The following is a 24,113-nucleotide window of genomic DNA, read 5'->3' as shown; positions in this document are numbered from 1 at the left end:
TCAGGCGATGCCCAGCCGGCGGTCCGTCTCGGTCATGGAGTCCTGTACGCGCCCTTGCCTCGTGTCCCATGCCGTTGCCGTGTCCCGCCAGAAGTCCGCCTGCGCCGCGAGCAGTTCGCGGACCTCGGCGGGCCGGGTCGAACCGGAAGAGCGCTTCTGCCGGATGCTCGCGGGGACGTCGAACGCCTGCGCGAGCGCCTGTTCGGGGGCGCTCAGTTCGTGGCCGTGCTCCTTGGCGACCCGTTGGAGGAGGTCGGGGCGGAGCTCCTGAGGTGCCGCCGCCTGTTCGAGCGCGGCGAGGATGTACGCGCCCGCCACCACCTGTGCGGTGCGCCAGGGCACCCCCTCGTCGAGTGTCAGCCGGTTGGCCAGGGTGAAGCCGCCGTAGTAGTCGCGGGCGCAGGCCGCGGACATCCGGTCGGTGCGGAAGCGCAGTTGCTCCATGACGGCGGTGGCCAGGGCCAGGGTGGAGCGTGCGGTCAGGAAGGCGGGCAGGATGTGGGCGCCCGCCTCCTTGGACACCTCGACCGAGTTCGAGTACGCCGTGTTCCGCTGTCCGGTGAGGGCGTCGACGTGGAACGCCGTCAGGTGCCCGGTCCTGCCCCGGATGCGTTCGAGGAGGGGGAAGTTCTTCTTCTGCGGCATCGCGGACGAGATGCCCGCGTAGGCGTCGGGCAGGTCGATGAAGCCGTACTCGCTGCCGCCCCAGGCGATGAGATCGGTGGTGAAGCGGCTCAACACCGTCCCGAACTGCGAGAGTTCACCGGTGATCCGCAGTGCCCAGCTCCGTGAGGCCACCGAGACAAGGGCGTGCGGCTGCGGCCCTTCGAACCCGAGCAGCTCGGCGGCGCCGCCCCGGTCCCAGTCCAGCTCCTGGCCCGCCATCGCGCCGGCTCCCAGCGGGCAGCGGTTGATGTCGTCGTAGGTCGCGAGCAGCCGGCGGGAGGCCGCCGTCACCTCTTCGGACAGAGCCGCCAGGTAGTAGCCGACGGTGATGATCTGGGCCGCCTGGCCGTGGGTGTATCCGGGCATCACCGTCTCGGTGTGCCTCGCGGCCACCCGGTGGACGGCCCGGCCGAAGTCCAGCAGGGTGCGCGCGGTCAGGGCCAGTTGGTGGCGGGCGAACATGACCTGCGCGCAGGCCTGGAGGTCGTTGCGGCTGCGGTCGACGTGCCAGGCGGGGACCGGGGAGGCCAGGTGGGAGTCCACCTGGCGCTCGATGGCGAAGGCGATGTCGGACATGTTGCGCTCGGGGTCGGCGGTGAGCGTGTCGGCGGTGACCCCCTGGAGGGCCACGCCGATGAGGCGGGCCTGGTCCGGCGTGAGGATGCCCATGCGCCGGTACTCGACGGCGAGGACCTTCTCGATGGCCACGTACCACGGCAGGAGGTGTTCGACCTCGAAGGCGAACTGCGGAGCGAGCACCTCGTCGTGGAGCAGCCGGTGGGGCCCGGAAGCGATCCGTCCGGTGAGTGGCGTGTCCAAGGGACTACCGGCTCCTCTTGCGGAGGGTGAAGGCGAGGCTCTCGTGCTCGTGGAAGTAGGGGCGGTACCCGGCGTGCGGGGGCTCCATCCAGCGCAGTTGCTCCACCGCGCTCACCTCGTCGCTCAGCCCGCACGCGGCGAGGTAGGCGTCCAAATCGGGGCGGTCGTAGAACTTGCAGTAGAAGTCGGCGTGGTCGCGGTACTCCTTGGGGCCGATGGCGACCATGCCGGGGTCGGCGACCTGGCAGTCCCCCATGGTCCACATGTTGGCCACGATGTGACCACCGGGCCGGCACACGCGGTGCAGTTCCTGAAGCGCCTTCTCCGGTTCGGTGAGGTGTCCCAGCAGGTCCCAGCAGAAGATGCCGTCGACGGAGTCGTCGGGCAGCCCGGTGGCGAAGACATCGGTCTCGTGGAAGACGACGTTGTCGGCGGCGGCCTTGGCGACGACCGTACGGGCGATGCCCATGGCGTTGAGGGAGGTGTCGCCGCCGAGCACCACGGTGGCGGCCTGCGCCAGCGGCGGCAGGTTGCGCCCGTCGCCGCAGGGCAGGTCGAGGACGACGAAGGCCGAGTGATCGGCGAAGAGCTTGGCGGCGTTGACCACGTAGGGAACCGGCGGGTCGCCCCAGAGGTTGGCGTGCCCGTCGAGGCGATAGGCGTCGTTCCACTGGCCCTTGGCCAGCTCGTCGGGGGCGGACGCGGAATTCACAGGCACGATGTCTCCTTGGGCGCGGGGCGTACGGGGGTGTCCGCACGCTGTTCTCGGGTGAACTGGCCGAACATGTCCGCGACGCAGCGATGGGCGTCCACGAAGGCCCGGGAGTACCCCGGGGTCGGGATGAGGTGGTTGTAGAACGTGGCCCCCTCGGTCAGCGGGCCGATCAGCCAGAGCCGCCGGTGGCTTGTGCCGTCCGGGCCCACGGGGTGCAGCGCCTCGTCGACGTCGGCGGTGGCTACCCGGTCGCTGCCGGGCAGGAGCGGGCTGAGCACCCGGCGCCGGTGCAGCGAGCGCACCAGCGGGCTCGCCGACGTCTCCAGGGCGGGCCAGGGCGCGTTGCCCGCGCACAGCCAGTCCACGCTCTCGTGGTGCGGGTCTTCGAGGCGGGTTGAGGCGAGGGTCCAGCGGCCGGTGTCCTCGCCTTGTCCCGGGGCCACGAGCGGGGCCGGCCCGAGGGGGAAGCGGACGATTCCGGCGTCGGCGAGCGCGAGGAGTTCGGCGTAGCGATCCCTCTGCGGGCCGACCACCGCGCGGTTCATCAACGGCACCGTGCGGCACAGGAACTCTTCGAGTGAGGAACCCGTCAGGCCGCGGAAGTTGACCGCGTCGCGCAGGATGTCACGTACCTCGCGGAAAGCCTCCAGGGCCGCCTTGACCGGACTGAGGGTCAGCCCCTTGTCGGCTTCGGCGAGATCGTCGCGCACGGTGTCGGTGAACCACCGCTGGTACGAGGCGCTGTCACGCCGGTCCATGGTCGCGGAGGGGTCCCAGAGGGTGGCCGGGTCGAAGGCGCCGTGCACCTGGTCGAGCAGGTCGAGCGCCGCGGTGAGTTTGCCCGAGGCGGTCGCCTGGACGAGGTCGGCGGCCACCGCCTCCTCGGCGGCCGGCCCCTCCTCGACCAGGGTCCGGCAGCGGTGGTAGGCGATCCGCATCTCGCTCATCAGCAGCGGCAGGAGCCGCTCGTCGAAGTCCAGCGGGCCGGCCGAGCGCAGCGACGCCACGACCTCACGGGTGAGGGCGACGGGCTGGAAGCGGCTGGTCATCTCCGGGCGCTTCGGCCGTACCCGGAAAGGCATACCGGACCGGGAGTACAGCACAATGCGCGGCTCGGCTCCACCGGCCAGATAGCGGACCCGGCCGGATTCCCGCGAGAATGTTCCGCCTCGCCCGACCGTCAACGCGGCGACCGTGTCCATGGCCGAGAGGCCGAATCCGGCGACGGCCACCGAACTGCCCGGTTCCACGCCCGCGACGCTCTCCGGCAGCGGATAAGGATCGGTCACGCGGCGCAGTACGGTCCCTGGATTTCCCCGCAGCTTTCCCGGCCGTTTATTGCCGACGTGCCCGAGGGTCAGAAACGCGAAGTCCGTCTCGATGAGTGTCCCGTCCGCGAGAGTAATTCTCGTGGTGTCTGTCTCCTCATCCGGTTCCAGGTCGACCGCCGCGGAACGGTGCAGTCGTATGCGTACGTTCGCAGGGGCCAGGCGGCAGGTCCGCTCGAAGAACCACTGCAGGTACTCGCCGAGCAGGCGGCGGGGCAGGAAGTCGTCCGGAGCGATGGCGCGGCCGCCCGTCGTGCTCACCGTACGGCCGTCCGGGCCCAGTCTCAGGCCGCGCTCCGTGACCCACTCGTACAGCCCCGGGCCGTCCTTGCCGGTCTCCGCGCCCACGGATTCCTCCCCCGGGAACATGGATATCTCGCCGCAGAGAGTATTGAGGAGGAGGTAGTCGGGCTGGTCGGTCGCGTGCAGCCCCTGTCCCGAGGAGGCGGGATCGACGACGTCCACACACACGGAGGAGAGGGAAGTGGAATTCTGCGCCAGAGTGCTGATCCGTTCCAAAACACTGCACCCTCGGGACCCCAACCCGACAATGCACACCCTTAACTCGGCCGCCACTCAAACCCCCCGCGATCTGGAATACCGAGAAGTAACCGAATGTCGAGAACCCGTGCACCCCACCGTACACACCGGCCTCGTCGGCGTTCAATGCCGCGATCGCACTCAGGCGCATTCGGTACCCTCGACCGGTAAATGATCTATGCCGTCGGTAAATGATCTATGTCGTCACCGTAAAGCCGACACAGTCAGCGGATACTTCCGGTACTGCCCGCCGAAATCAAGTACTCGGATTCGGCCAGAGTGGCTCCACACTCCGCTCCGGCAGGACCCAGCGGTCTCTTCCGCGAGGTCATCGCGGAATGCGCGGGTCTCCCTCCGGTCGCCCGCCCGCAGACGGATCCGGCCATACCCGGGCCGAGGGGGCCCGGAGGCGGCGCGCGGGTTCCGCCGTTCGTGGCGCTCCCCCTACCCTCCCGACTTGTCCCTGCGCCAGTGGGCAGTAGCGCACCACACGAGACCCCGGGAGCAACGTTGCCATCGATGCCACGCAGACATTTCCTCCAGAGCGCCGCGGGCACGGCGATCGCGGGAGTGGCCGTGCCCGCCGTCCCGGCAGCCGTCGCGGCCGCCGCCCCCCAGGACGCCGCGGGACGGACCGCCCGACTGCGCTTCACGGCCGCCACCAACGGCGCCGCCGCCCCGGCCCGCGAGCGGTTCCTCGCCGAGGTGCAGAACGTCCTCTGGTCGTTCGCGGACGACGGGCGGCCCGCCACCGCCCTCACCCCGCCCGACCTGGAGCCCACCCGCCCCGCCGTCTCGCCCGACGGCCGCCAGGTGGCCATGGCCTGCTTCAAGGGCGGCCAGTTCCACATCTGGGTCATGGCCGTGGACGGGACGGGACTGCGGCGGTTGACCGAAGGACCCTGGGACGACCGGGGGCCCGCCTGGTCCCCGGACGGGTCGAGGATCGTGTTCTCCTCCGAGCGTGGCGGCGACCCCGTCAAGGGCAGCCCGTACCGCATCTGGACCGTCGATCCGCACGGCGGGAACCTGACCCAACTCACTGGCCTGAAAGGGCAGTCGGGTCCCGGACAGGACGTTCCGTACGAGGACTTCGATCCCACCTGGTCCGCCGACGGCGGCCGGATCGTCTTCGTGCGAGGGCGGCTCGACCAGACGGTGCTCAGGTCCAGGACGCTGGCCGCCGTGCCCGCGGACGGCGGGCCCGTCACCGTCTGGCACGCCGAGACCGAGCCGGGCAACCTCCAGGTCCCGGTCTTCTCCCCCGCCGGCCGCAGCGCCTGGCTTCGCACGGTGCAGCTGGTCGGGAAGTTCGAGCAGGTCATCCTGGTCGTGGACGGGAAACCGGTCCCCGTCGACGGCGAGATCTCCGTGGCCCCGCCCCGCTGGCTGGACGACGAGCGGGTCCTGCTCACCGTCGACGGACGGTTCCGGATCGTCCGCACCCGAACGGGCGGTGGCGGGCACGTGCTGCCGTTCGACGCGACGCTTCCCGTCGGGCGGCCCTCCTACCGCGTCAAGAACTACGACTTCGAGCCGCGCGGCACCCGCAAGGTGCGCGGCATCCAGCAGCCGGCCCTCGCCCCCGACGGACGCTCCTTCGCCTTCGTCTCGCTGAACACCCTCTGGGTCCAGCCGGTTTCGGGCAACGGACAGCCCCGGAAGGTCGTGAGGGCGCCGGCCGGTTCCTACGTCCAGGGGCCCGCCTGGAGCCGGGACGGACGTTCGCTGCTGTACGTGGATGACCGCGACGGGCTCAATGCCGTGCGCCGCCACGACCTCGCCACCACCAAGGACACCGTCCTCGCTTCCGGCGGCCGCGTCCACGGCGCGCTCTCCCCGGACGGGACCCGGCTCGCCTGCCTCGACATGGTCGGCAACCTGCTCGTACGCGACCTCGGCAGCGGTACGGAGAAGGTGCTCGCCGCGCCGATGGGCGGCGGCGGGCTGCCGGGGCCGCCCAGCTGGTCCCCGGACGGGCGGTACGTGGCGTACTGCGACCGCAACCGCCTCAACCTCCGCTTCCGCGAGGGCTACAACCTCATCAGGGTCGTCGACGTCACGACCGGAGCCTCCCGGCTCCACCCGCTGGCCCCGTTCGCCTCACTCTCCGACCGGTACGCGTCGGGGCCCGCCTGGTCACCGGACGGCAAGTGGTTCGCCTGCGTCAGCGAGTCCGCGCTCTGGGTGCTGCCCGTGCGCCCCGACGGCACCCCGCACGGCGAACCCCGCCGCCTCGGCGACGAGGGCGCCGACCACCCCTCATGGTCCGCCGACTCCAGGACCCTGCTCCATCTCGCGGACGGCAAGCTGAAGTTGACCCCCATCGACGGGGGCGGCGGACGCACCGTGCCCGTGCGCGTCAGCTATCGGCGCCCCACACCCGTCGACACCCTCGTCCACGCCGGACAGCTCTGGGACGGCACCGGGTCCAAGCCCCGCGAGGACATCGACATCCTCATCCGTGACGGCCGCATCGCCGCCGTCGAACCGCACCGGGCAGGCCGCCGCGCCACCCGCGTCATCGACGCGTCGGACCGTACGGTGCTGCCCGGGCTCTGGGACGCGCACACCCACCCCTGGCAGTACACCTACGGCGCCCGCCAGTCCGCGCTGGAACTCGCGTACGGCGTCACCACCACCGTCTCGCTCGCCGGTTTCTCCTACGAACAGGCCCGGTTGAGGGAGGACGTCATCGCCGGCAGGCTCGCCGGGCCGCGCCTGCTCACCACCGGCGAACTGCTCGACGGTCCGCGCGTCGCGTACTCCATGGGCCGCGCGCACCGCACCCCGGAAGGGCTGCGCCGCTCCTTCGCCCGGGGGGCCGCGCTGGACTGGGACTTCGTGAAGACGTACGTCCGGGCGCCGTTCGCGTACATGGCGGCCGCCGCTCGCTTCGGCCATGACCGGCTCGGGGTGCGCTCCGGCTCCCACCTGTGCTCCCAAGGGGTGCAGAGCGGCCAGGACCTGACGACCCACCTGTCCGCCACCGAACGGACCGAGTACGGGCACGGCGCCACCTCGGGGAACCGCACCCACCAGGACACCAGGGAGAACTACACCCACGGCCGCTTCAACCTGGTGGCGACGCCGTTCAGCGCCCTCCCGACGATCCACGACCACCCGGATCTCGTCGACGACCCCCGCGTGACCGAGATGATGCCGCCCTGGGATCTGGCCACCATCCGCGCGCAGGCGGCCAAGGAGCCCACGGACGCGGAGCGGCTGATCCACCGACGGGAGCTGGCGTCCTACCGTGCGGTGGTGAAGGAGGGCGGCCTGATGGCACTCGGCACGGACACCCCGCTGACCCCGGTCGGCCTCCATCTGCATCTGTCCCTCCGCGAGCTGGTGGCCCACGGTTTCAGCCCGACCCAAGCCCTGCTGAGCGTGACCGCGGCGCCCGCGCGGGTCTTCGGCGCCGAGCGGGACCTGGGCTCGGTGGCAGCGGGGAAGCTGGGAGACCTCACGATCGTCGACGGCGACCCGTTCACCGAATTCGCCACACTCGTACGGGTCACCCAGGTCCTGGTCGGCGGCCGCCTCCACGAGCGCGCCGAGCTGGCGGCGCCGTACAGGAAGACGAAGGCCCTGAAGGACGAGGCGCCGGACGCCACGGACTGGAAGGCGGTGGGAGAGCAGATGCGCAGAGACGGGTGCTGCGAATGACGGGGGCGTCCCGGTGGCAGTGCGGAGCAGCAGGCGCGGACGAAGACGTCCGCGCCTGCCGGAAGGTCGAGCGGGTTGCCGCCCGGTGATCAGCGCACGTCGACGTAGTCGCCGGTCGTCTTGACCGGGGACGTCGTCGAGTTGCCGGCGAAGTTCCAGCGGAAGTAGCCGTCGGTGGCGGCCTTGACCGTGGTCTTCAGGTTGCCCTTGGTGTCGGACTTCGCGGTCTTCACGGCCGTGTAGGCCGAGGCGCCCTTCTTCTTGAACTCCAGCGTCACGGACTGGTTGGTGTAGCCCGCGTACTTGTGGGTCTCCCAGTTGGCGCGGGTCAGCGCGCCGGTGATGGTGAGCGTCTTGCCCTTCTTGATCGGCTCCGGCGAGGCGTTGGCCGTCAGCTTGGAGAGGCGCTGCACCTTAAAGGCACCGGCCTTCTCCGCCAGGATGGTGTCGATGTCGTTCGCCGTCACCATCGCGTCGACGTACCAGGCGCCGGCCGGGCTGTTGTCGTAGAAGTCGGTGTCGGGGTCGAGCGTGAACTTCGCGGTGCACGTCGAGGTCGTCGCGCTCGACGCCTCGCACGTGGGCGCCGACGCCGGCAGGGCCACCGCGGAGCTCGGGCCGTACAGCGTGATGTCGGCCTCGTCGATGCCCGAGTCATCCGACGCCGTCACGGAGACCGAGAAGGTCTGCGCGGCGGTGGTGCCGAGCACGATCGGCTTGCCGCCGTTGACGGTGACCTTGTCGATCGTCACGTCGCTGGTCGGGGCGGCGAAGGCGGCAGGCGCCGCGAAGCCGGTCACGGCCAGGGCCGAGCCGAGCACGGCGATACGGATGCGGTGTCGCATGGATCCCCCCACGGGATGACGCCGGGCCCCAAGTAGGCGGCCCGGCCAGGTGGTTGTGAACGCAATGACCATACGTTCTTCACCGGGACTTCATCATTGTGTTGATCGCCACGCGTGTCCCGTACAACCTTGGGTCGTACCCGCTGCCTCAGCGGTTGGTCTTCTTCCCGCAGAAGGCCGCCTCCAGCGTCCCGCCGAGCGCCGTGTTCGCCGCGCCCCGGTTCGAGGTGTTCGCCATGGCGGAGAGCGCACGGCGGCCGTCCCGGGTGGCGAAGGCGTAGGTGTAGTAGCCCTGGACGGTGCCGGTGTGTCCGTAGACCTGGGTTCCGCACGACAGGTCGTAGCGGCGCAGTCCGAGCCCGTAGAAGCGGGTGCCGGCGGTGTCGGTCGGGGTGACCGTGGTCATGGCGTCCAGCATCCGGGGCGAGAGCAGCTTGCCCCGCATCAGGGCGGTGGTGAAGGTGTTCAGGTCGGCCGGGTCGGAGATGACCGCGCCTGCCGTCTGCGCCCAGGAAGCGGTCTGCTCCGTGGAGTCCACGAGCGGTGCCCCCGCCTCGTCGGGGTGGAGGTAGCCGCGCACGTGCGTGCCCTCGATGCGGGCCCGCGGGTGGACGTAGGAGGTGTGGCTCAGTCTCAGCGGCTTGATGACGCGCTGCTCGTACTGCTTGGCGGCGGAGGTTCCCGTGATCTTCTCGATGAGCATGCCTACGACGACGAAATTGGCGTTGGAGTACTTGTAGGCCGCGCCGGGCTCGGTGGTGCGGGGTTCGGCCAGCGAGAGGTCGAGCAGCTCCTGGTAGGTGAAGACGCGGTTGCGCACGGCTTCGAAGCCGGGCACGGTCTTGGCGAACATGGCGTCGGTGTACTCGGCCAGACCGCTGCGGTGGGTGAGCAGGTGACGGACCGTGATGCGGTCGTCGGGCAGCAGACCGGGGAGGTAGCGGTTGACCGGTGCGTCGAGCTCCAGCCGTCCCTCGTCGACCAGTTGGAGCAGCACGACACTGGAGAACGTCTTGCTGACGCTGCCGATACGGAAGCGGGCGGTGGTGTCCATGGCCGCGCCGGAGACACGGTCGCGGACACCGGCGGCGCGCGTCCGGACACCGTCGGGGCCGGTGAAGCGGGCCATCGCGCCCGGAGCTCCGTTGGCCATGGCGGCGTTCAGGGCCGCGGTCACGCCGGCCATGTCGGGAGCGGGAACAGCGGGAGCTGTTGGGGCCGTGGGGGCCGCCGGTGCCGCGGAGGCCGCGGTGGCGGGGGCGAGAACGCCGGTGAGGGCGGCGAACAGGGTGGCGCTCATGAGCAGACGTCTGTGCGTCAACTGGGGCACGTGACTTCCTCGTTCTCGACTCGGCGGGACGACGGCACACGTGTGCGGTGTGCCGCGCGGGCCGGGGAGAGACGATCACCGCGTACTGCCCCGGTCCCATGGAGCATGAGTGCCAACGCCTCACGCCGGTTCCTGTCACGGGGAGCCGGTATCTCGTCCGCCAGTGATTCAATGCTCGTGCTGAAGGAATACATCTAACAAAACGGCCATACATTGATACCTATATCTGCGCGGAAAGCTCCGCGAACAGACCGCAGTGGCAGCGGGTCCGCCGCGCGGTGCGCGCCACGCGTGCTCCTGTGGGCCACGGCGGGCCTGGTGGCCCTCGGCTTCCTGATCGCCCTGGAGATCGTCGCGCGCCGCCACGGCGTGCCGGGGCCGATCACCGCCCAGGCCCGCGAGGTGATCTTCGCGCCGAAGCCGGGGCCGCTGTACGGCGGCCTCGCGTTGATGATGGTCGTGCTCACCTGGCGGCAGCGGTTCATCGCGGCTGCTTTCGCGGTCGGCGTCGACGTCGTCTTCGTGCTGGTGCGGTGGGCGGTCGACGCCGACGTGCCCGAGGACCAGTACTTCGGCAACGGCGCGCTGTGGGCGATGCTGGGCTGCGCAGTGGTCGCGATCACGCGCCGCACCGGCAAGGAACGCGTCCTGATGCTGAAGGGCGTCGGCCTCGGCCTGCTCCTGGTGACCGGCCGCAAGACCGGTGACACGTGGCTGCTCATCACGTCGAAGACCCGCCCCACCGTGCTCGATCCGTACGTGGCGATGGCCGATCACGCGCTGGGCAGCCCCTCGTGGCTGGCCGGGCGGATCCTCAGGGCCACCGGCCCGGTCGGCACCCACGTACTCGACCTGGTCTACGCCCAGCTCGCGGTCGCCGCGGTCGTCGTCGCCCTGTACCAGCTGCGCAAGGTGGCGGCCGAGCGCCGCTTCCCGCGCCACCACCTGGTGCGCACGTTCCTCGTGATCGGCCTGCTCGGGCCGGGCATCTACATGCTCTTCCCGGTGGTCGGGCCGATCTTCGCCTACGGCCCGGGCACCTCCGGCACGGGCGGCGTGGAGTGGGCGGTGGCCGACCTGTGGCCGCACACGCCGCCGCCGCTCGACGTCCCGCATCCGGTGCCGTACGACGGGATCACCCCGCGCAACTGCATGCCGAGCCTGCACACCGCGTGGGCCACCGCGATCTTCATCCACTCCCGCAAGGGGCCCCGCGTCCTGCGCTGGGCGGGGGCGTTCTGGCTGGTCGCCACGGTCGGCGCGACGCTGGGCTTCGGTTACCACTACGGCGTGGATCTCGTCGCCGGCGTGGTGTTCACGCTCACCGTGGAGGGGGCCCTGCGGGCGTTCGACCGCGGCTGGGACCGGTCGGGGATCCAGCTCGTCGCGTACGGCACCGCGGTCTTCGCCGCGCTCCTGGTGTCGTACCGCTGGCTGCCGATGGAGATGGCCGCGCACCCGTGGGTGGCCGGTCCCCTTGTCCTCCTTTCGATGGTTTCAGTGATCTACGGATACGTACGGACCACCAGAACGTGGGAACCGAGGGCGGCGCCGGTCCTGCGGGCGAAACCGCAGCCCGAACTGGTCTGATCGTGGCGGGCCGCGGGTCCGTGGCCCGCCCCGCCCCGCCGGTGAACCTTCAGGTACCGCCGCGCGTCTGATACACCACGACCGTGTGCCGTGGCTCTCCGGCGGCTCCGGCAGGAGGAGCGGAAGGACTGGGAAGTATGGCGAGGTTCGACCCGATCATGCGCAGGCTCCGGCAGCTCTTCGCCGTCCTGGACACCGACGACGACGGATTCGTCGCGTGGGAGGACCATCAGCGGATGGTGGACGCGTACGCGGAGCACTACTCGCTCGCCCCGGACGACGCACGCCTCGCGGCGCTGGCGGCGGCGTACTGGGCGCAGTGGCTGGGCCTGCTTGCGAAGTCGACGCCGGGGCGCTTCCGGCTGTCCCAGGACGAGTACGTCGCGGCGCACCGCGCGGTGGGCTACGACACGGACCGCCCCGACCTGCTCGAGAACCTGGCGAAGGCGCTCTTCGCGGTCCTGGACTCCGACGGCGACAAGAGGATCAGCAGCGACGAGTTCGCCGCGTACCTCGCCTTCCGAGGCGTCTCGGGCGAGGACGCGCCGCTGGTCTTCCAGCGCCTCGACCTGGACCGCGACTCCTACCTCTCGCAGCGCGAGATCGCCCGCTCACTGCGCGCCTTCCACCTCAACAACGACGGTCTCCACGCCCCGGGCGGCATCTTCCTCGGCATCCACTGAAGCGGCGGCCCGGCCGCCGAGGGCAGCCACCGGCCCAGGCAAACCCGCCGGGCCGCTCCGATAGCATGATCTAAGTCACGATGCCCACCCCGGCCCGCCGCCCTTCACCGGAAAACCATATTATCTGGCACGAAGAGTGAGCCATTTAACCGACATCTAACACATCGGCCATACAATTGCTAACTACATCGTCGCGAATACTCTCGCGTAAAAACTTCAGAAGTCTGTTCGTCGCATGGCGCAAGCCGAAGCCGATGCTGTGGACCGCGGCGGGTGTGGTGACCCTCGCATTCCTCATCGCCCTTGAGTTCGCCGCGCGTCATTACGGCCTGCCCGGGCCGATCACCAATCAGGCGCGAGAGGTCATATTCGCTCCGAAGTCGGGGCCGCTGCTGTACGCCAGCATGGCGCTGATGCTGGTGGTGCTGCCCTGGCGGCAGCGGTTCATCGCGATTGGCGCCGCGGTCGGCATCGACATCGTCTTCTTCCTGGTGCGGTGGGCGGTCGACGCCAAGATGATGTTCGGCAACGGCGCCCTGTGGGTGATCATCGCCTGCGCGGTCATCGCCGTCACCCGCCGCACCGGCCCGGAACGCGTCCTGCTGCTGAAGGGCGTCGGTCTCGGCCTGCTGCTCGTGGCCGGGCGCAAGACCGGCGACGCCTGGCTGCTCATCACGTCCAAGACCCGCCCGCAGGTGCTCGACCAGTATGTGGCGACCGCCGATCACGCGCTCGGCAACCCGTCGTGGGTGGCGGGCCGGATCGTCGAGGCCACCGGCGCGGTCGGCGCCCACGTCCTCGACTACGTCTACATCCAGCTCGCGGTGGCCGCGGTGGTCGTCGCGCTCTACCAGCTGCGCAATGTCGCGTCCGAGGGCCGCTTCCCCGGCCACCACCTGGTGCGCACCTTCCTGGTGATCGGCCTGCTCGGACCCGGCATCTACATGATCTACCCGGTGGTCGGACCGATCTTCGCCTACGGCGCCGACGGCGGGCACTGGGCGGTGGCGAACCTGTGGCCGGACACGCCGCCCTCGGTCGTCACACCGCAGCACATGCCGTTCAACGAGGTCACCCCGCGCAACTGCATGCCCAGCCTGCACACCGCGTGGGCCACGACGATCTTCATCCACTCCCGCAGGGGTCCACGCCTTCTGCGGTACGCGGGCGTCTTCTGGCTGATAGCCACGCTCGGCGCGACGCTGGGATTCGGTTATCACTACGGCGCCGATATCGTCGCCGGTGTGGTGTTCGCGTACACGATCGACGCGGCGCTGCGCGCGTACGACCGGGGCTGGGACCGGGCGGGAATTCAGCTGGTCGTCTACGGCACGGTCGTCTTCACCGCGTTCCTGGTCTCCTATCGCTATCTGCCGATGGAAATGGCCAGGTATCCGTGGCTGTTCGGGCCGCTGCTCATTCTGGGGATGGCCTCGGTGGTCTACGGCTATATGCGGACCGCCAGGCTGTGGGAGCCGAAGGCGGTACCGGCGAAGCCGCTCGAACCGCAGCCCGAACTCGTCTGAGTCAGGCCGGCTCAGGCCGGTTCCAGGTGTCGGGGCGAGCACTTCCGGAGGGGAGTGGGGCGTGAGCCGTCCCACTCCCCTCCACTGCGAAGCCACGACGCCACGAAGCCACGACGGGGCGTCAGCCGTCCTTCTTGGCCATCGCCTTGCGCACGGCGTCCTTCGTGCGGTCCATCAGCGCGGCGACTGGACCGAGCGCCATGTTCGCCGCGCCGGACTCCACACCGGGGTGGGGACGGGTCGGAGCCATGGCCTCCGCCGCCTTGACGGCCTTGGCCATGGCGGCGAGATTCGTGGCGTCGGTGCTGCGCCTGATGTGCGTGAACTCGTAGCGCTCCTCGGCGCGTGCGTGCTCCTGCACGTCCTTGCGGAGCTTCATCAGCTGCGGCATGAACTTCGGGTCGTCCGTGTCGGCGTCGTCGAGCGCGGCGAGTGTCTCCTTGGCGGCCCGCTCCTCGGCGAGGCGGTCCTCGACGATCTGCTCACCGCCGGGCAGCGAGCGCCGCGAGAACGGGTGGACGACCTCCTCCTCGGCGGTCTCGTGCACGGCGAGCAGCCGCACCAGGCGGCGGAAGGCATCCCGCCGCTCCTCCCCCGTGGCCGCCTCCACCTCGTCGAAGAGGTTGCGGATGTCACCGTGCTGACGCATGAGCAGCGAGACCACGTCGTTGTCGGCGGCGCGGTCGTCCCCGGCGTGGGGCGTGTGGAGCTCTGACATCTGCCGGCCCCTCACTTCTCGCGCATGGCGGGGTCGGGGTGCTCCCCCTCGGACTGGACGCGGTACTCGCGGCCGAACATCTCGTCGTGCTGCGCCATCACCCGCTCGCTCGGCGGCTTCTCGCCGCCGTGGATCTGCTCCTGCATCGCCTCGAACCGCTCGTGCGCCTCGCGGACGTAACCGGATCCGAGCGTGGTCAGGTCCATCTGCGTGTCGAGCAGCTCGCGCAGGTACTGCTTGTTCGGCTCGAAGGTGAGGACGTTCGGCAGCTGCGGCGCGAGCACTTCCTGCGGTTCGCGGCCGTCGTGCCGGCGCATCAGGTCGCAGGCGATGTGCAGGTGCTCCAGCTCCATGTTCAGGTGCAGCTCCCAGATCGCCTTGACCTTGGGATCGCTCTCCTGCTCCATGAAGGAGTAGTAGAGGTAGCACTCGTTGTACTCGTGGTTGACCAGCTGCTCCCACCACGTCTCGCCGGGGTCGACGAGCGATTCGTAGTGGGTGACGTGCTCCTCCTCGATGAGCCCGATCTCCTGGTAGAGCTGGCGGGCGATCGGCTCCATGTAGGTGGGGCCGGTGTTCATGTAGAAGTTCATCGTCTGCTGCTCGGCCGAGAGCACGGTCAGGGCGTGCAGCTTGGAGAGCGGGTCGGTGGCGTCCTTGTCGTACGGGTCGCGGACGTTGTCGACCGGGTCGCGGTGGTGGTACTTCGTCGGCCGGCCCGGCATGACCTCAGTCAGCCCATCGACGATCGACTCCGCCTTGCGGTGCTCGATCATCTCGTACAGGTTCGCGTACCGGTACAGATGGTCGAAGTCCTCCAGGACGCCGAACTGGTAGGCCTGCTTCAGGTATGGGTCCGGCTCCATGCGGGCGATCCACGCGGTGAGGTCGACGGCCACCTGCTCGTAGGCGATCGTCGTCTCCAGGACCGACGACACACCGGGCAGCAGCCAGTTCACCGCTTTCTGCTGCTGTGCCTCGATGTAGCGCACGCTCGCCAGTTTCCGCTTGACCTCCGGGTCCACGGTGTTGCGGGCGAGCTGGTGGCTGAAGAGGATCGCCTCGACCTCGATGCCGTTCATGGTGATGATCCGGCACCGGGTGTACGGGTCGCAGTGATCGGGGTCGATCGGCTGGACATTCAGCTCACGCCAGCTGCGCAGTTGACGGTCCAGGGGGATGCCCCGCTGTTCCAGGGGGTTGAACGTCATGGCACGGTCTCCTCGGTGAGAGATGTGGAGGGCGGAGTACCCCTCGCTCCGGAGATCCACCCCGGAATGTGCGGGAAGTCCGTTGTCATGCCTGCCCTCGCGTGGCGGTGACGGTCGATCGAGCGCGACAATTGACCCGACCGGTGTGGCCCGTGGGCCGCTTGCACCGCTGCCCCGGTCTCCACCGGTGGGCGAAACCGTCGGGGTATGTGAGGTAGTTTGCACCCTTTTGCGGGGGGTACCGGCTATGCAGGAGGCGATCATTTCGCTCCCTGGCCCTACGGCCAGGAGAAACGACACCACCGACTGGAACCCGGAGCCACCATGCGCCTTTCGTTTCTGCAACCGCTCCTGGACCACCCCGGCCCCTGGGCGACCGTGTACTTCGATCCCGGACAGGCGGACGAGTCGGGCGCCAAACGGCGTGAGCTCTCCGTACGGGACGTCTGCCGCACCCTGGAGCAGCAGGGCGCCGACGAAGCCACCACGGAAGCCGTCCGTGCCGACCTGACGGAGCGGTCGCCCGCGCAGGACCCGGCCGGCCGCGTGCTCTTCGCCACCGGCGGTGAGGTCGTGCTCAGCCACCGCCTGTCCCGGCGGCCGCAGTCACCCTCCGCCTCCTGGGCCCCGCTGCCGCGCCTCGCGCCCCTGCTGGAGCTGTCCGGCCAGGACCCCGTGTGCCTCGTGGCCTACATCGACCGCACCGGCGCCGATTTCCAGCTGCGGGAAGCGGGTGGCCGCCCGCAGGACTCCGGGCACGTGGAGGGCGAGCAGTGGCCGGTGCACCGCACGGCGACGTCCGACTGGTCGGAGCGGCACTTCCAGCTCAAGGTGGAGAACACCTGGGAGCACAACGCCGCGCAGATCGCCGAAGCGCTGGCCGCCGCCCATGAGGAGTCCGGCGCCGATGTCGTGGTGCTGGTCGGCGACCCGCGTGAGCGGCGCTCGGTGCACGACAAGCTCCCGGAGGAGGTCAAGGCCGTCACGGTCGAGACCGAGCGCGGCGGCCGGGCCGCGGGTTCGGGCTCCGCGGCGCTGGAAGAGGCCATCGAGAACGCCCGGCAGGAGTGCCTGCGGCGGCACATCGAACAGGCGCTCGACCGTTTCCGGGCGGGCAGGGTCGGCACCGACCGGCCGACGGACGCCGTGGAGGGTGTGCCCGCCATGGTGGACGCCGCCCGGCAGCACCGCATCGACACCCTCCTCGTCCGGCCCGGCGGCCCCGATCTGCACCAGGAGATGTGGGCGGGCCCCGAGCCGGACCAGGTGGCGGTGCGACGGACGGACGCGGAGGCCCTCGGTGACGGCTCCCCCGCCCCCGTACGCGCCGACGACGCGCTGCTGCGCTCCGCGGCGGCCACGTCCGCCGACGTGCTGATCATTCCCTTCGAGGAGGTGAGCGACGACATCCCGGCGGGAGGGCTCGCGCTGGTCGTACGAGCCGAGTGCGGCATAGGGAGACCCGGGAGACCCCGGACCCCCGTGCCCGCGAGAAAGGGAGGTGCTTGTCGTGGACCGAGGCAGCAATCCGGTGAGTCCGCGCAAGGACGACGAGTTGAAGCACGAACTGGAGGGCTACTTGCGCTCCGGTCAGCACACACACGTCGAGGAGGCGAACGACCCCGAGCCGCCGGCCGACGACGACGTGGTCGTGGACCCGGGCGGTCCCGTCCCGCCGCCGGGCGAGGAACGGGAGCGCGCCCGCTCCTTCGCCGAGGCCGAAGCCACGCGTCTGGAGCTGAGCCGCCATCTTGAGCGCAGCACGTTCCCGGCCGACCGGCAGACACTGCTGGAGACGCTGGAATCGCACCATGCGCCGGACTCCGCACTGCAAGCGGTGCGGCGGCTGCCCGAGGGTGAGACGTACGACAACGTCACCGACGCCGCACGCCCCCTCGTCGCCGGATAGTCCCGACAGCCCGGGCAGCACGGGCACGCGAGAGCCCGCACGCTGCTCCTTCAGTCCCCGTCCTGGTCCGGCCGCGCGGCGATCAGTTCGCGCGTCCCCCCGTCCGCACCATGAACCACCACTCAGCTGGAGGTGGACGTCATGTCATCAACGTCCCCCAGGACCCAGTCCTCCATGGAAACGCACCCCGACATCGTCGACATACGCGAACGCCACGAGATGGCGGAGCGCGCGGCGAGCACTCCCAAGATCCAGGCCGTCGAGACGATGGCCTTCCTCACCGGCCTCTACCTGGCGGCCTCGCCGTGGATCGCGGGCTTCAACGGCCTGACGCGCCTGTCGGTCACCAACCTGATCGTCGGCATCGCCTACGCCCTGCTCATGAGCGGCGGCTTCGGCCGGGCCTACGAGCGCACCCACAGCATGGCGTGGGCCTGCTGCGCCCTCGGCGTGTGGACGATCGTCGCCCCGTGGGTCATCGCCGGTGACGTCAGCACCACCAGGTCCGTCGTCAGCAACGTCATCACCGGTGCCGTGATGCTGCTGCTGGGCCTGGCGGCCAGCGCGGCCGCCAAGGCGGGAGGGAAGTCCGACTCCGCCGGGCACGGCAGGGCGCGGGCCTACCGGGCCGGCCCCCGCTGACCGCGCGGCGGCCGGACCACGGCGCGCCCGGCACCGCGCGTGCCGGGGGCGCGCCCCTGTCATTCGAGCTCCCCCGTCATTCGCTCGTACGCCGCAGCGGCCCCCAGGGGCCCGCCTCACGGGCCACTTCCTCGCGGGCCTCGTCGATCATCTTCCCGTCGATCCAGGCCAGCGGCTCGACGTCCCGGACCAGCGGTTCGTTGTCCGGGCCGCGGGCGCACTCGTGGCCGAGCAGGACCCAGGGGCGCACCCCGGGCCCCTTCTCGCGCGGCAGGTGCGAGTAGTCGTGCAGTCGGCGCGCCACCCACAGCTCGGCGGGCCTCTCCCACCAGGGCTCGATGTCGAGGGGGTTGGCCGAGAGGCCCGGCATGCGTACGCCCGTCAGGTCATCCCTGCTCATCACCTTGCCGAGGTCCGTCGCGGGGCCGCGGGACCAGCGCACGTACAGGCCCTGGTGCCGTGCCACGAGGCGGGCCAGCTCCCGCAGGGTGTGCAGGACCGGCAGGTCGTCGTCCGAACTGCTCATGCGAGGGGTCGCTTTCCTTGTTCCGATACGTTCACATATAGCCCGTTACGTTCCCGCGTATGTCCCGATACGTTCTCGCGTCCATGTGCGAAGAGTGCCCTGATCATCGAGAGGCAGACCTCGGGCCCGGATCGTTTGGAGGGGTGTGTCGCGGGCACTTCGGAAGACCGGCGCGCGACCATCAGTGGGCGAGCGCGACCATCCGGAACACACAGCACGAGGTAAGTCATGAGCGACCAGAACATGGCGGACGACGCCTACCAGCCCACCGGTGGCAACGAGGAGCAGGAGGACGCGGCGCCGCTGGACCTCCAGGACGCGCTGGACGAGCGCACCTACGACGACATGCTCGACGAGGGCTACTCGCCGCCGGAGAAGCCGCTGGGCGTCACCAAGACCGGCACCACGGCGGCGGAGCAGCACGAGGGCGAGACGCTCGACGAGCGGCTGCGGCAGGAGGTGCCCGACACTCAGGTGCCCGAGGGGGACGACGTCGGCGATCTGCCGGGCGGTGAGGGCGAGCCGCTCGACCCGGAGGCCGGCGGGGACCGTGCGGGCCGTCTGGTGGCACCGGACGAGGGCGCGCGCCCCGACACCACCAAGGAGGTCGTCGCCACGGACGAGGGCATCGACGGCGGCGCGGCGTCCGCCGAGGAGGCGGCGGTGCACGTCGTCCCCGAGGAGGACCTACCGCTGGCTCCCGAGGACCGGGACCGGGGCTGAGGGCCCCGGTGCGGGCGGTGGGCTTCGGCGTTTCGGGCGCTGGCGTTTCCGGCGCTGGTGTTTTCGGCTCGGGCATCCCTGGCTCGGGGGTCCCTGGCTCGGGGGTCCCTGGCTCAGGCGCCTGCGGCTCAGGCGTCCCGGGCCCGGGCGCCTACGGCTCTCGCGTCCCCGGCTCAGGCGCCTGCGGCTCTCGCGTCCCCGGCTCGGACGCCCACGGCTCAGACGCCCACGGCTCGGGCGTCCCCGGCTCAGGCGTCCCCGGCTCGGGCGCCTGCGGCTCTGGCGACCCTGGCTCAGGCGCCTGCGGCTCTCACGTCCCCGGCTCAGGCGTCCCTGGCTCGGGCGCCTGCGGCTCTCACGTCCCTGACTCGGGCGTCCCTGGCTCGGGCACCTGCGGCTCTCGCGTCCCCGGCCCAGGCGCCCGCAGCTCCGGCGTCCCCGGCTCGGGTGTCCCCGGCTCAGACGCCCACCGCTCAGGCGCCCCCGGCTCGGGCATCTCCGGCTCCGACGTCCACGGCTCCGGCGCCCGCGTCCCCCGCTCCGGCGTCGGCTCCGGCGTCGGCGTCGGCTCCGGCGTCGGCTCCGGCGTCGGCTCCGGCGTCGGCTCCGGCGTCGGCTCCGGCGTCGGCTCCGGCGTCGGCTCCGGCGCCCACAGCTATCACATCCCCGGCTCCCCGGTGCCGGTGGGCGATGTCGTTCACGGGCGCGGGTTCTCGCGTCGCCACGGGGGCCGTGCGTCGGTGCCGGTTCGGCCGGCCACGGAGGCGCACCTGCGGCACAGCCGCTGTACGCGGTCGGCGGCGCCGCCGGACTCCGGGATGGCGTCGGTCCACGGCACGTGCGGGAAGCGCGTGAGCTGCGACTTGGCGAGGGAGAGCCCGCAGACGGTTTCGTTGCGGCCGGGCTGCCACGCGTGCGCCTCGCCCGCGGGCAGCCGCCGGCGGCCCTCCTCCTCGTCGATCCACTGCCCGGAGGCCGCCACCGCGTATGTCGTGCGCCGGGCCATCGGAACCACCTCTCATCGATCGTGTCCTTGCTGAATCCACCGCACTTCCTGGAGGCGCCATGACGGCCGACGACGAAGCCCCTGAACACCGCTGCCACGGCTACCGGCGCTACGACGAGCAGGGCACCGTGCCCCTCGCGGGTTATGCCACCCTCGCCACTGCCTTCGCGGCGGCCACCGGCACCCTCACGGTGCTTGCGCGCCGACGCGGGGTCACGCTGCCGGAGCGGGTGCCGCCGTGGGACGTGCTGCTGCTCGGCGTCGCGACGTACAAGACGGCCCGGCTGCTCACCAAGGCCAAGATCACCGGCTTTCTGCGGGCGCCCGTCACCCGCCGCGTGGAGGACGCCAAGGCGGGCGAGGTCATGGACGAGCCGCTCGGCGGCAACGCCGTCAAGCAGGCGGTGGGTGAGCTGGTGACCTGCCCGTTCTGCGCCTCGACATGGTCGGCGACGGGCCTTGTCGGGGCCTACGTCCTCGCGCCTCGCGGCGCCCGGCTGGTGGGCGCGGCGCTGAGCGCCATGACGCTCGCCGACTGGCTCCAGTACGCCTGGACGTGGACCCAGGAGAACGCCGAGGGCTGAGAGAGGGCCGAGACGCGCCCGCGGCCGGCCGCATCGGCCGGCCGCGGGAAGCCCACGGAGCCCGAGAGGGCTCAGCGGGTGACGGTGTGCCGTTCGTTCGGGACGCAGTGCGTCATGGTCAGGCCGCTGACGTCGCGCGGCGGGTTCTCGCCCAGGTTCGCGAGGCGCTTGCGGTCCTCGTCGGTCAGGTCCTGGCTCGCCAGCGGCTGGAGGTGCGCCACGTCCTTGGGACTGATGCCGATGCCCTCGCCGACCTTGAGGCCCAGCTCGTTCTCCACGAGCAGGAAGTGCCAGACCATCCGTTCCTGGATCTCGCGGGGGCACTGGGAGAGCAGGTCGATGAAGTTCCGGACGAGGTCGTCGCGCTCCCACTGCTCCATCAGGCAGTAGCGCTGGCCCGCCTGGAGGTAGTCGTTGGTGAGCGGGATGCGCTTGCGCGTGAGCCTGCCGTGGATCTCCGGCCCCTGCTCGTCGTGGGTCGGGTACTGCGCCTCCTTCAGGCCGCCGGTGATGGACGGCTCGTAGTTGACGATGGGGTTCTCGCCGGCGCCGTCGACGTGATACGTCATCAGGCCGTCGCGCTGGTTGGTGCGCACGTCGGCGTTCTTGGCCTGGTTGACGGGCAGTTGGAGGTAGTTCGGGCCGACGCGGTAGCGCTGGGTGTCGCTGTAGGAGAAGGTGCGGCCCACCAGCATCTTGTCGTCGGAGAAGTCCAGGCCGTCCACCAGCACGCCGGTGCCGAAGGAGATCTGCTCGTTCTCCGCGAAGAAGTTCTCCGGCATCCGGTCGAGCACCATCCGGCCCACGGGCTTCGGCGGGAAGTCCTGCTCGGGCCAGGTCTTGGTGTCGTCGAGCGGGTCGAAGTCCAGCTCGGGGTGGTCGCCGTCCTCCATCACCTGGACGAGCAGCTCCCACTCGGGGTGATCGCCGCGCGCGACCGCCTCGTACAGGTCCTTCGTGGCGTGTCCGAGGCCCTCCGCCTGTACGTTGGCCGCGTCCTCCTCGGTCATGCTGCGGACGCCCTGCTTCGGCATCCAGTGGTACTTGACGAGGAGGGTCTTCCCCTCGTCGTTGACCCACTTGTACGTGTTGACGCCGAAGCCCTGCATGTGGCGGTAGTCCGACGGGATGCCGCGCGGGCTGAAGAGGTTGACCAGCATGTGCATCGACTCGGGCGTCTGCGACATGAAGTCGAAGATGCGCCGGGGCTGCTGCTCGAAGGTCACGGGGTCCGGCTTCAGCGCGTGGATGACGTCGGGGAACTTGATGGCGTCCCGGATGAAGAAGACGCCGAGGTTGTTGCCGACCAGGTCCCAGTTGCCGTCCTCGGTGTAGAACTTCACCGCGAAGCCGCGGGGGTCGCGGGCCGCCTCGGAGGAGTCACGGCCGCCGATCACCGTGGAGAAGCGCACGGCGACGTCCGTGCGCTTGCCGGGCTCCTGGAAGAGCTTGGCACGGGTGAAGCGGCTGATCGGCTCGTCGCCGAACTTGCCGTACGCCTCGAAGTAGCCGTAGGCGGTCACGCCGCGGGCGTGCACGACGCGCTCGGGGATGCGCTCGCGGTCGAAGTGACTGATCTTCTCCAGGAACTGGTAGTTCTCCAGCGTCGCCGGGCCACGGGCGCCGACGGTGCGCTGGTTCTGGTTGTCGTAGACCGGGTGGCCCTGCCGGTTGGTGAGCGTCCCGCGCTCGTCGCCCGGAGCGGGGCCCTTGCTCGATACGTCCGTCACGATCTGTCGACTCCTTCAGCCCGGTTTGTTCCTCTTGCTGCTGTTTTAGCGTTCTTTTGCTGCTGTTCGTCACGCTAAGCGCGTTACCGGCCGGACGCCGCTCAGCCGTTCGCGTCATCCGTGTCGTCGCGCGCCTGCTCGTCGTCGCCCTCGGCCTGTGAGGGCGTGGTGCGCTCCGGCGTCTCCCCCTCCTCACCGGTGGGGTCGCGGTCGCCTTCCGCCTGGGACGGTGTGCTCTCACTCATGTGTCCTGCCTCCGCTTCTCGCCGCTGCGGGGTCCTCTTACCTCCCATGCTCACCCCTGGACGCGTTCGTGTCCGTTCGTGGCGGAGCCACCCGGGTACCCGCCCGTCGTCCACCCATCCACCCTCCGCGTCGAGGCCGGCGCTCCCGAAGGGCACCGCGGGCCGTCATGGCCGACGCTGGACGCAGGGCGACGGGTGATCCGTCCGGCGACTCGACCCGACGCCGCTTCCCGGCAGCAGGCCGGGGCACGGCACAGAAGGAGGTTCCATGACCGCGCCCAGCGCTTCCACCGCTTCCACCGCCAAGGTGGCCGTCGTCACCGGCGCCGACTCCGGCATCGGGCGGGCCACGGCCGTCCGGCTCGCCGAGGCCGGGATGGATGTCGGGATCACCTGGCACAGCGACCGGGAAGGCGCCGAGCGGACCGCCGAGGAAGTGGGCAAGCACGGCCGTCGCGCGGCCGTCGCCCAGATGGACCTGACCCGGCTGCCCGATGCCGCACGGGTGGTCGACGACCTCGCCGAGCAGCTCGGCCGCGTCGACGTCCTGGTCAACAACGCCGGTACCGGCACCGCGACGCCCTACCTCGACCTGGGGCACGAGGACGTACGGCGCGTCCTGGACGTCGACCTCGTCGGCCCGTTCCTGTGCGGCCAGCACGCCGCGCGCCGCATGATCCGGCAGGGCGACGGCGGCCGCATCGTCAACGTGACCTCGGTCCACGAGCACCAGCCGCGCGTCGGCGCGGCCCCGTACTGCGCCGCCAAGGGCGGGCTCGGACTGCTGACCCAGGTGATGGCCCTGGAGCTCGCGGAGCACGGCATCACCGTCAACTCCGTCGCGCCAGGCGAGATCGCCACGCCCATGACCGGGCAGGAGGACACCGACGTGCACGAGGAGTCCCGGCCGGGGATCCCGCTCGGGCGGCCCGGTGACGCCCGGGAGATCGCCGCCGTCATCGCCTTCCTCGCGGGGCCCGACTCCTCGTACGTCACCGGCGCGTCCTGGGTCGCCGACGGCGGGATGGTGCGGATGGGCCCCCAGGCCGGATCGCACCTGCGCAGCGACGAGTGGCGGCGGCCCTGAGCCGTGCCGCGCGAAGAGGCG

At 70.6% G+C, this 24,113-nt stretch carries 22 protein-coding genes; 10 read left to right on the top strand and 12 right to left on the bottom strand.

Annotated features, from left to right (window positions below; translation table 11 throughout):
• From KKZ08_RS31325 to KKZ08_RS31315, 3 genes are read right to left on the bottom strand one after another with little or no spacing between them, the layout of a single operon-like run.
• Entirely contained in the window at positions 1-1,485 is a 1,485-nt protein-coding gene (locus KKZ08_RS31325) for a lyase family protein (protein WP_263303370.1), read from the bottom strand.
• A gap of 4 nt (positions 1,486-1,489) precedes the next feature.
• Positions 1,490-2,203: a class I SAM-dependent methyltransferase gene (locus KKZ08_RS31320; protein ID WP_223777627.1), complete on the bottom strand. Its 714-nt coding sequence runs from the start codon at positions 2,201-2,203 to the stop codon at positions 1,490-1,492.
• The gene (locus KKZ08_RS31315) at positions 2,194-4,086 is read right to left on the bottom strand and encodes an FAD/NAD(P)-binding protein (RefSeq protein ID WP_223777626.1); all 1,893 of its coding nucleotides are present in this window, start codon (positions 4,084-4,086) and stop codon (positions 2,194-2,196) included. Before KKZ08_RS31315 ends, KKZ08_RS31320 begins: the two co-directional genes overlap by 10 nt.
• A gap of 501 nt (positions 4,087-4,587) precedes the next feature.
• Between KKZ08_RS31315 and KKZ08_RS31310 the strand changes: the two genes are divergently transcribed.
• A complete protein-coding gene (locus KKZ08_RS31310; RefSeq protein WP_223777625.1) occupies positions 4,588-7,737 on the top strand; it encodes an LpqB family beta-propeller domain-containing protein in 3,150 nt (1,049 codons plus the stop codon).
• A gap of 89 nt (positions 7,738-7,826) precedes the next feature.
• On the opposite strand, the gene KKZ08_RS31305 is transcribed toward KKZ08_RS31310, so the two are convergent.
• Together KKZ08_RS31305 and KKZ08_RS31300 are read right to left on the bottom strand one after the other, a co-directional pair.
• Entirely contained in the window at positions 7,827-8,582 is a 756-nt protein-coding gene (locus KKZ08_RS31305; protein ID WP_223777624.1) for a calcium-binding protein, read from the bottom strand.
• A gap of 148 nt (positions 8,583-8,730) precedes the next feature.
• A complete protein-coding gene (locus KKZ08_RS31300) occupies positions 8,731-9,882 on the bottom strand; it encodes a serine hydrolase domain-containing protein (RefSeq protein WP_223779263.1) in 1,152 nt (383 codons plus the stop codon).
• 321 nt (positions 9,883-10,203) lie between these two features.
• Between KKZ08_RS31300 and KKZ08_RS31295 the strand changes: the two genes are divergently transcribed.
• The 3 genes from KKZ08_RS31295 (at position 10,204) to KKZ08_RS31285 (ending at position 13,711) form a co-directional block, all read left to right on the top strand.
• Positions 10,204-11,502 (top strand): phosphatase PAP2 family protein, encoded by a 1,299-nt coding sequence (locus KKZ08_RS31295; protein ID WP_223777623.1) that lies wholly within the window; start codon positions 10,204-10,206, stop codon positions 11,500-11,502.
• A gap of 137 nt (positions 11,503-11,639) precedes the next feature.
• Positions 11,640-12,185 carry a hypothetical protein gene (locus KKZ08_RS31290; RefSeq protein WP_223777622.1) on the top strand — a complete coding sequence of 182 codons (546 nt, stop codon included), beginning with the start codon at positions 11,640-11,642 and terminating at the stop codon, positions 12,183-12,185.
• Positions 12,186-12,439: 254 nt separating this feature from the next.
• Positions 12,440-13,711, top strand: coding sequence for a phosphatase PAP2 family protein (locus KKZ08_RS31285; protein WP_223777621.1), 1,272 nt, complete (start codon positions 12,440-12,442; stop codon positions 13,709-13,711).
• Between the two features lie 121 nt (positions 13,712-13,832).
• Here the strand turns inward: KKZ08_RS31285 and KKZ08_RS31280 are convergent, their stop codons facing one another.
• Entirely contained in the window at positions 13,833-14,429 is a 597-nt protein-coding gene (locus tag KKZ08_RS31280; RefSeq protein ID WP_223777620.1) for a hemerythrin domain-containing protein, read from the bottom strand.
• Positions 14,430-14,440: 11 nt separating this feature from the next.
• Complete coding sequence (locus KKZ08_RS31275) at positions 14,441-15,640, bottom strand: hypothetical protein (RefSeq protein ID WP_223777619.1); 1,200 nt, start codon at positions 15,638-15,640, stop codon at positions 14,441-14,443.
• Between the two features lie 324 nt (positions 15,641-15,964).
• Here KKZ08_RS31275 and KKZ08_RS31270 point away from each other — a divergent pair, with 324 nt between their 5' ends.
• The 3 genes from KKZ08_RS31270 to KKZ08_RS31260 all read left to right on the top strand — a co-directional run bounded on the left by KKZ08_RS31270 (position 15,965) and on the right by KKZ08_RS31260 (position 18,191).
• Positions 15,965-17,395, top strand: coding sequence for a Vms1/Ankzf1 family peptidyl-tRNA hydrolase (locus KKZ08_RS31270; protein ID WP_346657902.1), 1,431 nt, complete (start codon positions 15,965-15,967; stop codon positions 17,393-17,395).
• Entirely contained in the window at positions 17,286-17,549 is a 264-nt protein-coding gene (locus tag KKZ08_RS31265; RefSeq protein ID WP_346657901.1) for a DUF2795 domain-containing protein, read from the top strand. The genes KKZ08_RS31270 and KKZ08_RS31265 overlap by 110 nt, the downstream gene beginning before the upstream one ends.
• A 174-nt stretch (positions 17,550-17,723) precedes the next feature.
• Positions 17,724-18,191 (top strand): SPW repeat protein, encoded by a 468-nt coding sequence (locus KKZ08_RS31260; protein WP_223777617.1) that lies wholly within the window; start codon positions 17,724-17,726, stop codon positions 18,189-18,191.
• Between the two features lie 76 nt (positions 18,192-18,267).
• On the opposite strand, the gene KKZ08_RS31255 is transcribed toward KKZ08_RS31260, so the two are convergent.
• The gene (locus KKZ08_RS31255; RefSeq protein ID WP_223777616.1) at positions 18,268-18,717 is read right to left on the bottom strand and encodes a DUF6098 family protein; all 450 of its coding nucleotides are present in this window, start codon (positions 18,715-18,717) and stop codon (positions 18,268-18,270) included.
• Positions 18,718-18,945: 228 nt separating this feature from the next.
• Between KKZ08_RS31255 and KKZ08_RS31250 the strand changes: the two genes are divergently transcribed.
• On the top strand, positions 18,946-19,440 hold the full coding sequence (locus KKZ08_RS31250; protein ID WP_223777615.1) for a DUF5709 domain-containing protein: 495 nt from the start codon (positions 18,946-18,948) through the stop codon (positions 19,438-19,440).
• A 473-nt stretch (positions 19,441-19,913) separates the two neighbouring features.
• On the opposite strand, the gene KKZ08_RS31245 is transcribed toward KKZ08_RS31250, so the two are convergent.
• Both KKZ08_RS31245 and KKZ08_RS31240 read right to left on the bottom strand, forming a co-directional pair.
• Positions 19,914-20,141 (bottom strand): hypothetical protein, encoded by a 228-nt coding sequence (locus tag KKZ08_RS31245; protein WP_263303369.1) that lies wholly within the window; start codon positions 20,139-20,141, stop codon positions 19,914-19,916.
• Positions 20,138-20,446, bottom strand: coding sequence for a hypothetical protein (locus KKZ08_RS31240; RefSeq protein ID WP_223777614.1), 309 nt, complete (start codon positions 20,444-20,446; stop codon positions 20,138-20,140). Before KKZ08_RS31240 ends, KKZ08_RS31245 begins: the two co-directional genes overlap by 4 nt.
• Before the next feature lie 59 nt (positions 20,447-20,505).
• On the opposite strand from KKZ08_RS31240, the gene KKZ08_RS31235 reads away from it, so the two are divergent.
• The gene (locus tag KKZ08_RS31235; RefSeq protein ID WP_223777613.1) at positions 20,506-21,030 is read left to right on the top strand and encodes a DUF1360 domain-containing protein; all 525 of its coding nucleotides are present in this window, start codon (positions 20,506-20,508) and stop codon (positions 21,028-21,030) included.
• A 71-nt stretch (positions 21,031-21,101) separates the two neighbouring features.
• Here the strand turns inward: KKZ08_RS31235 and KKZ08_RS31230 are convergent, their stop codons facing one another.
• A complete protein-coding gene (locus KKZ08_RS31230; RefSeq protein ID WP_263303368.1) occupies positions 21,102-22,760 on the bottom strand; it encodes a catalase in 1,659 nt (552 codons plus the stop codon).
• A 101-nt stretch (positions 22,761-22,861) separates the two neighbouring features.
• The gene (locus KKZ08_RS31225) at positions 22,862-23,005 is read right to left on the bottom strand and encodes a hypothetical protein (RefSeq protein ID WP_223777612.1); all 144 of its coding nucleotides are present in this window, start codon (positions 23,003-23,005) and stop codon (positions 22,862-22,864) included.
• A gap of 268 nt (positions 23,006-23,273) precedes the next feature.
• Here KKZ08_RS31225 and KKZ08_RS31220 point away from each other — a divergent pair, with 268 nt between their 5' ends.
• Positions 23,274-24,092: an SDR family oxidoreductase gene (locus KKZ08_RS31220; protein ID WP_223777611.1), complete on the top strand. Its 819-nt coding sequence runs from the start codon at positions 23,274-23,276 to the stop codon at positions 24,090-24,092.
• Positions 24,093-24,113: the final 21 nt, after the last annotated feature.

It is taken from the genome of Streptomyces sp. 135 (genome assembly GCF_020026305.1).
In the GTDB taxonomy this organism is placed as follows: Bacteria; Actinomycetota; Actinomycetes; order Streptomycetales; family Streptomycetaceae; genus Streptomyces.
Note: the sequence above shows the minus strand (reverse complement) of the source record. Positions and strands in the feature narration are given on the sequence as shown.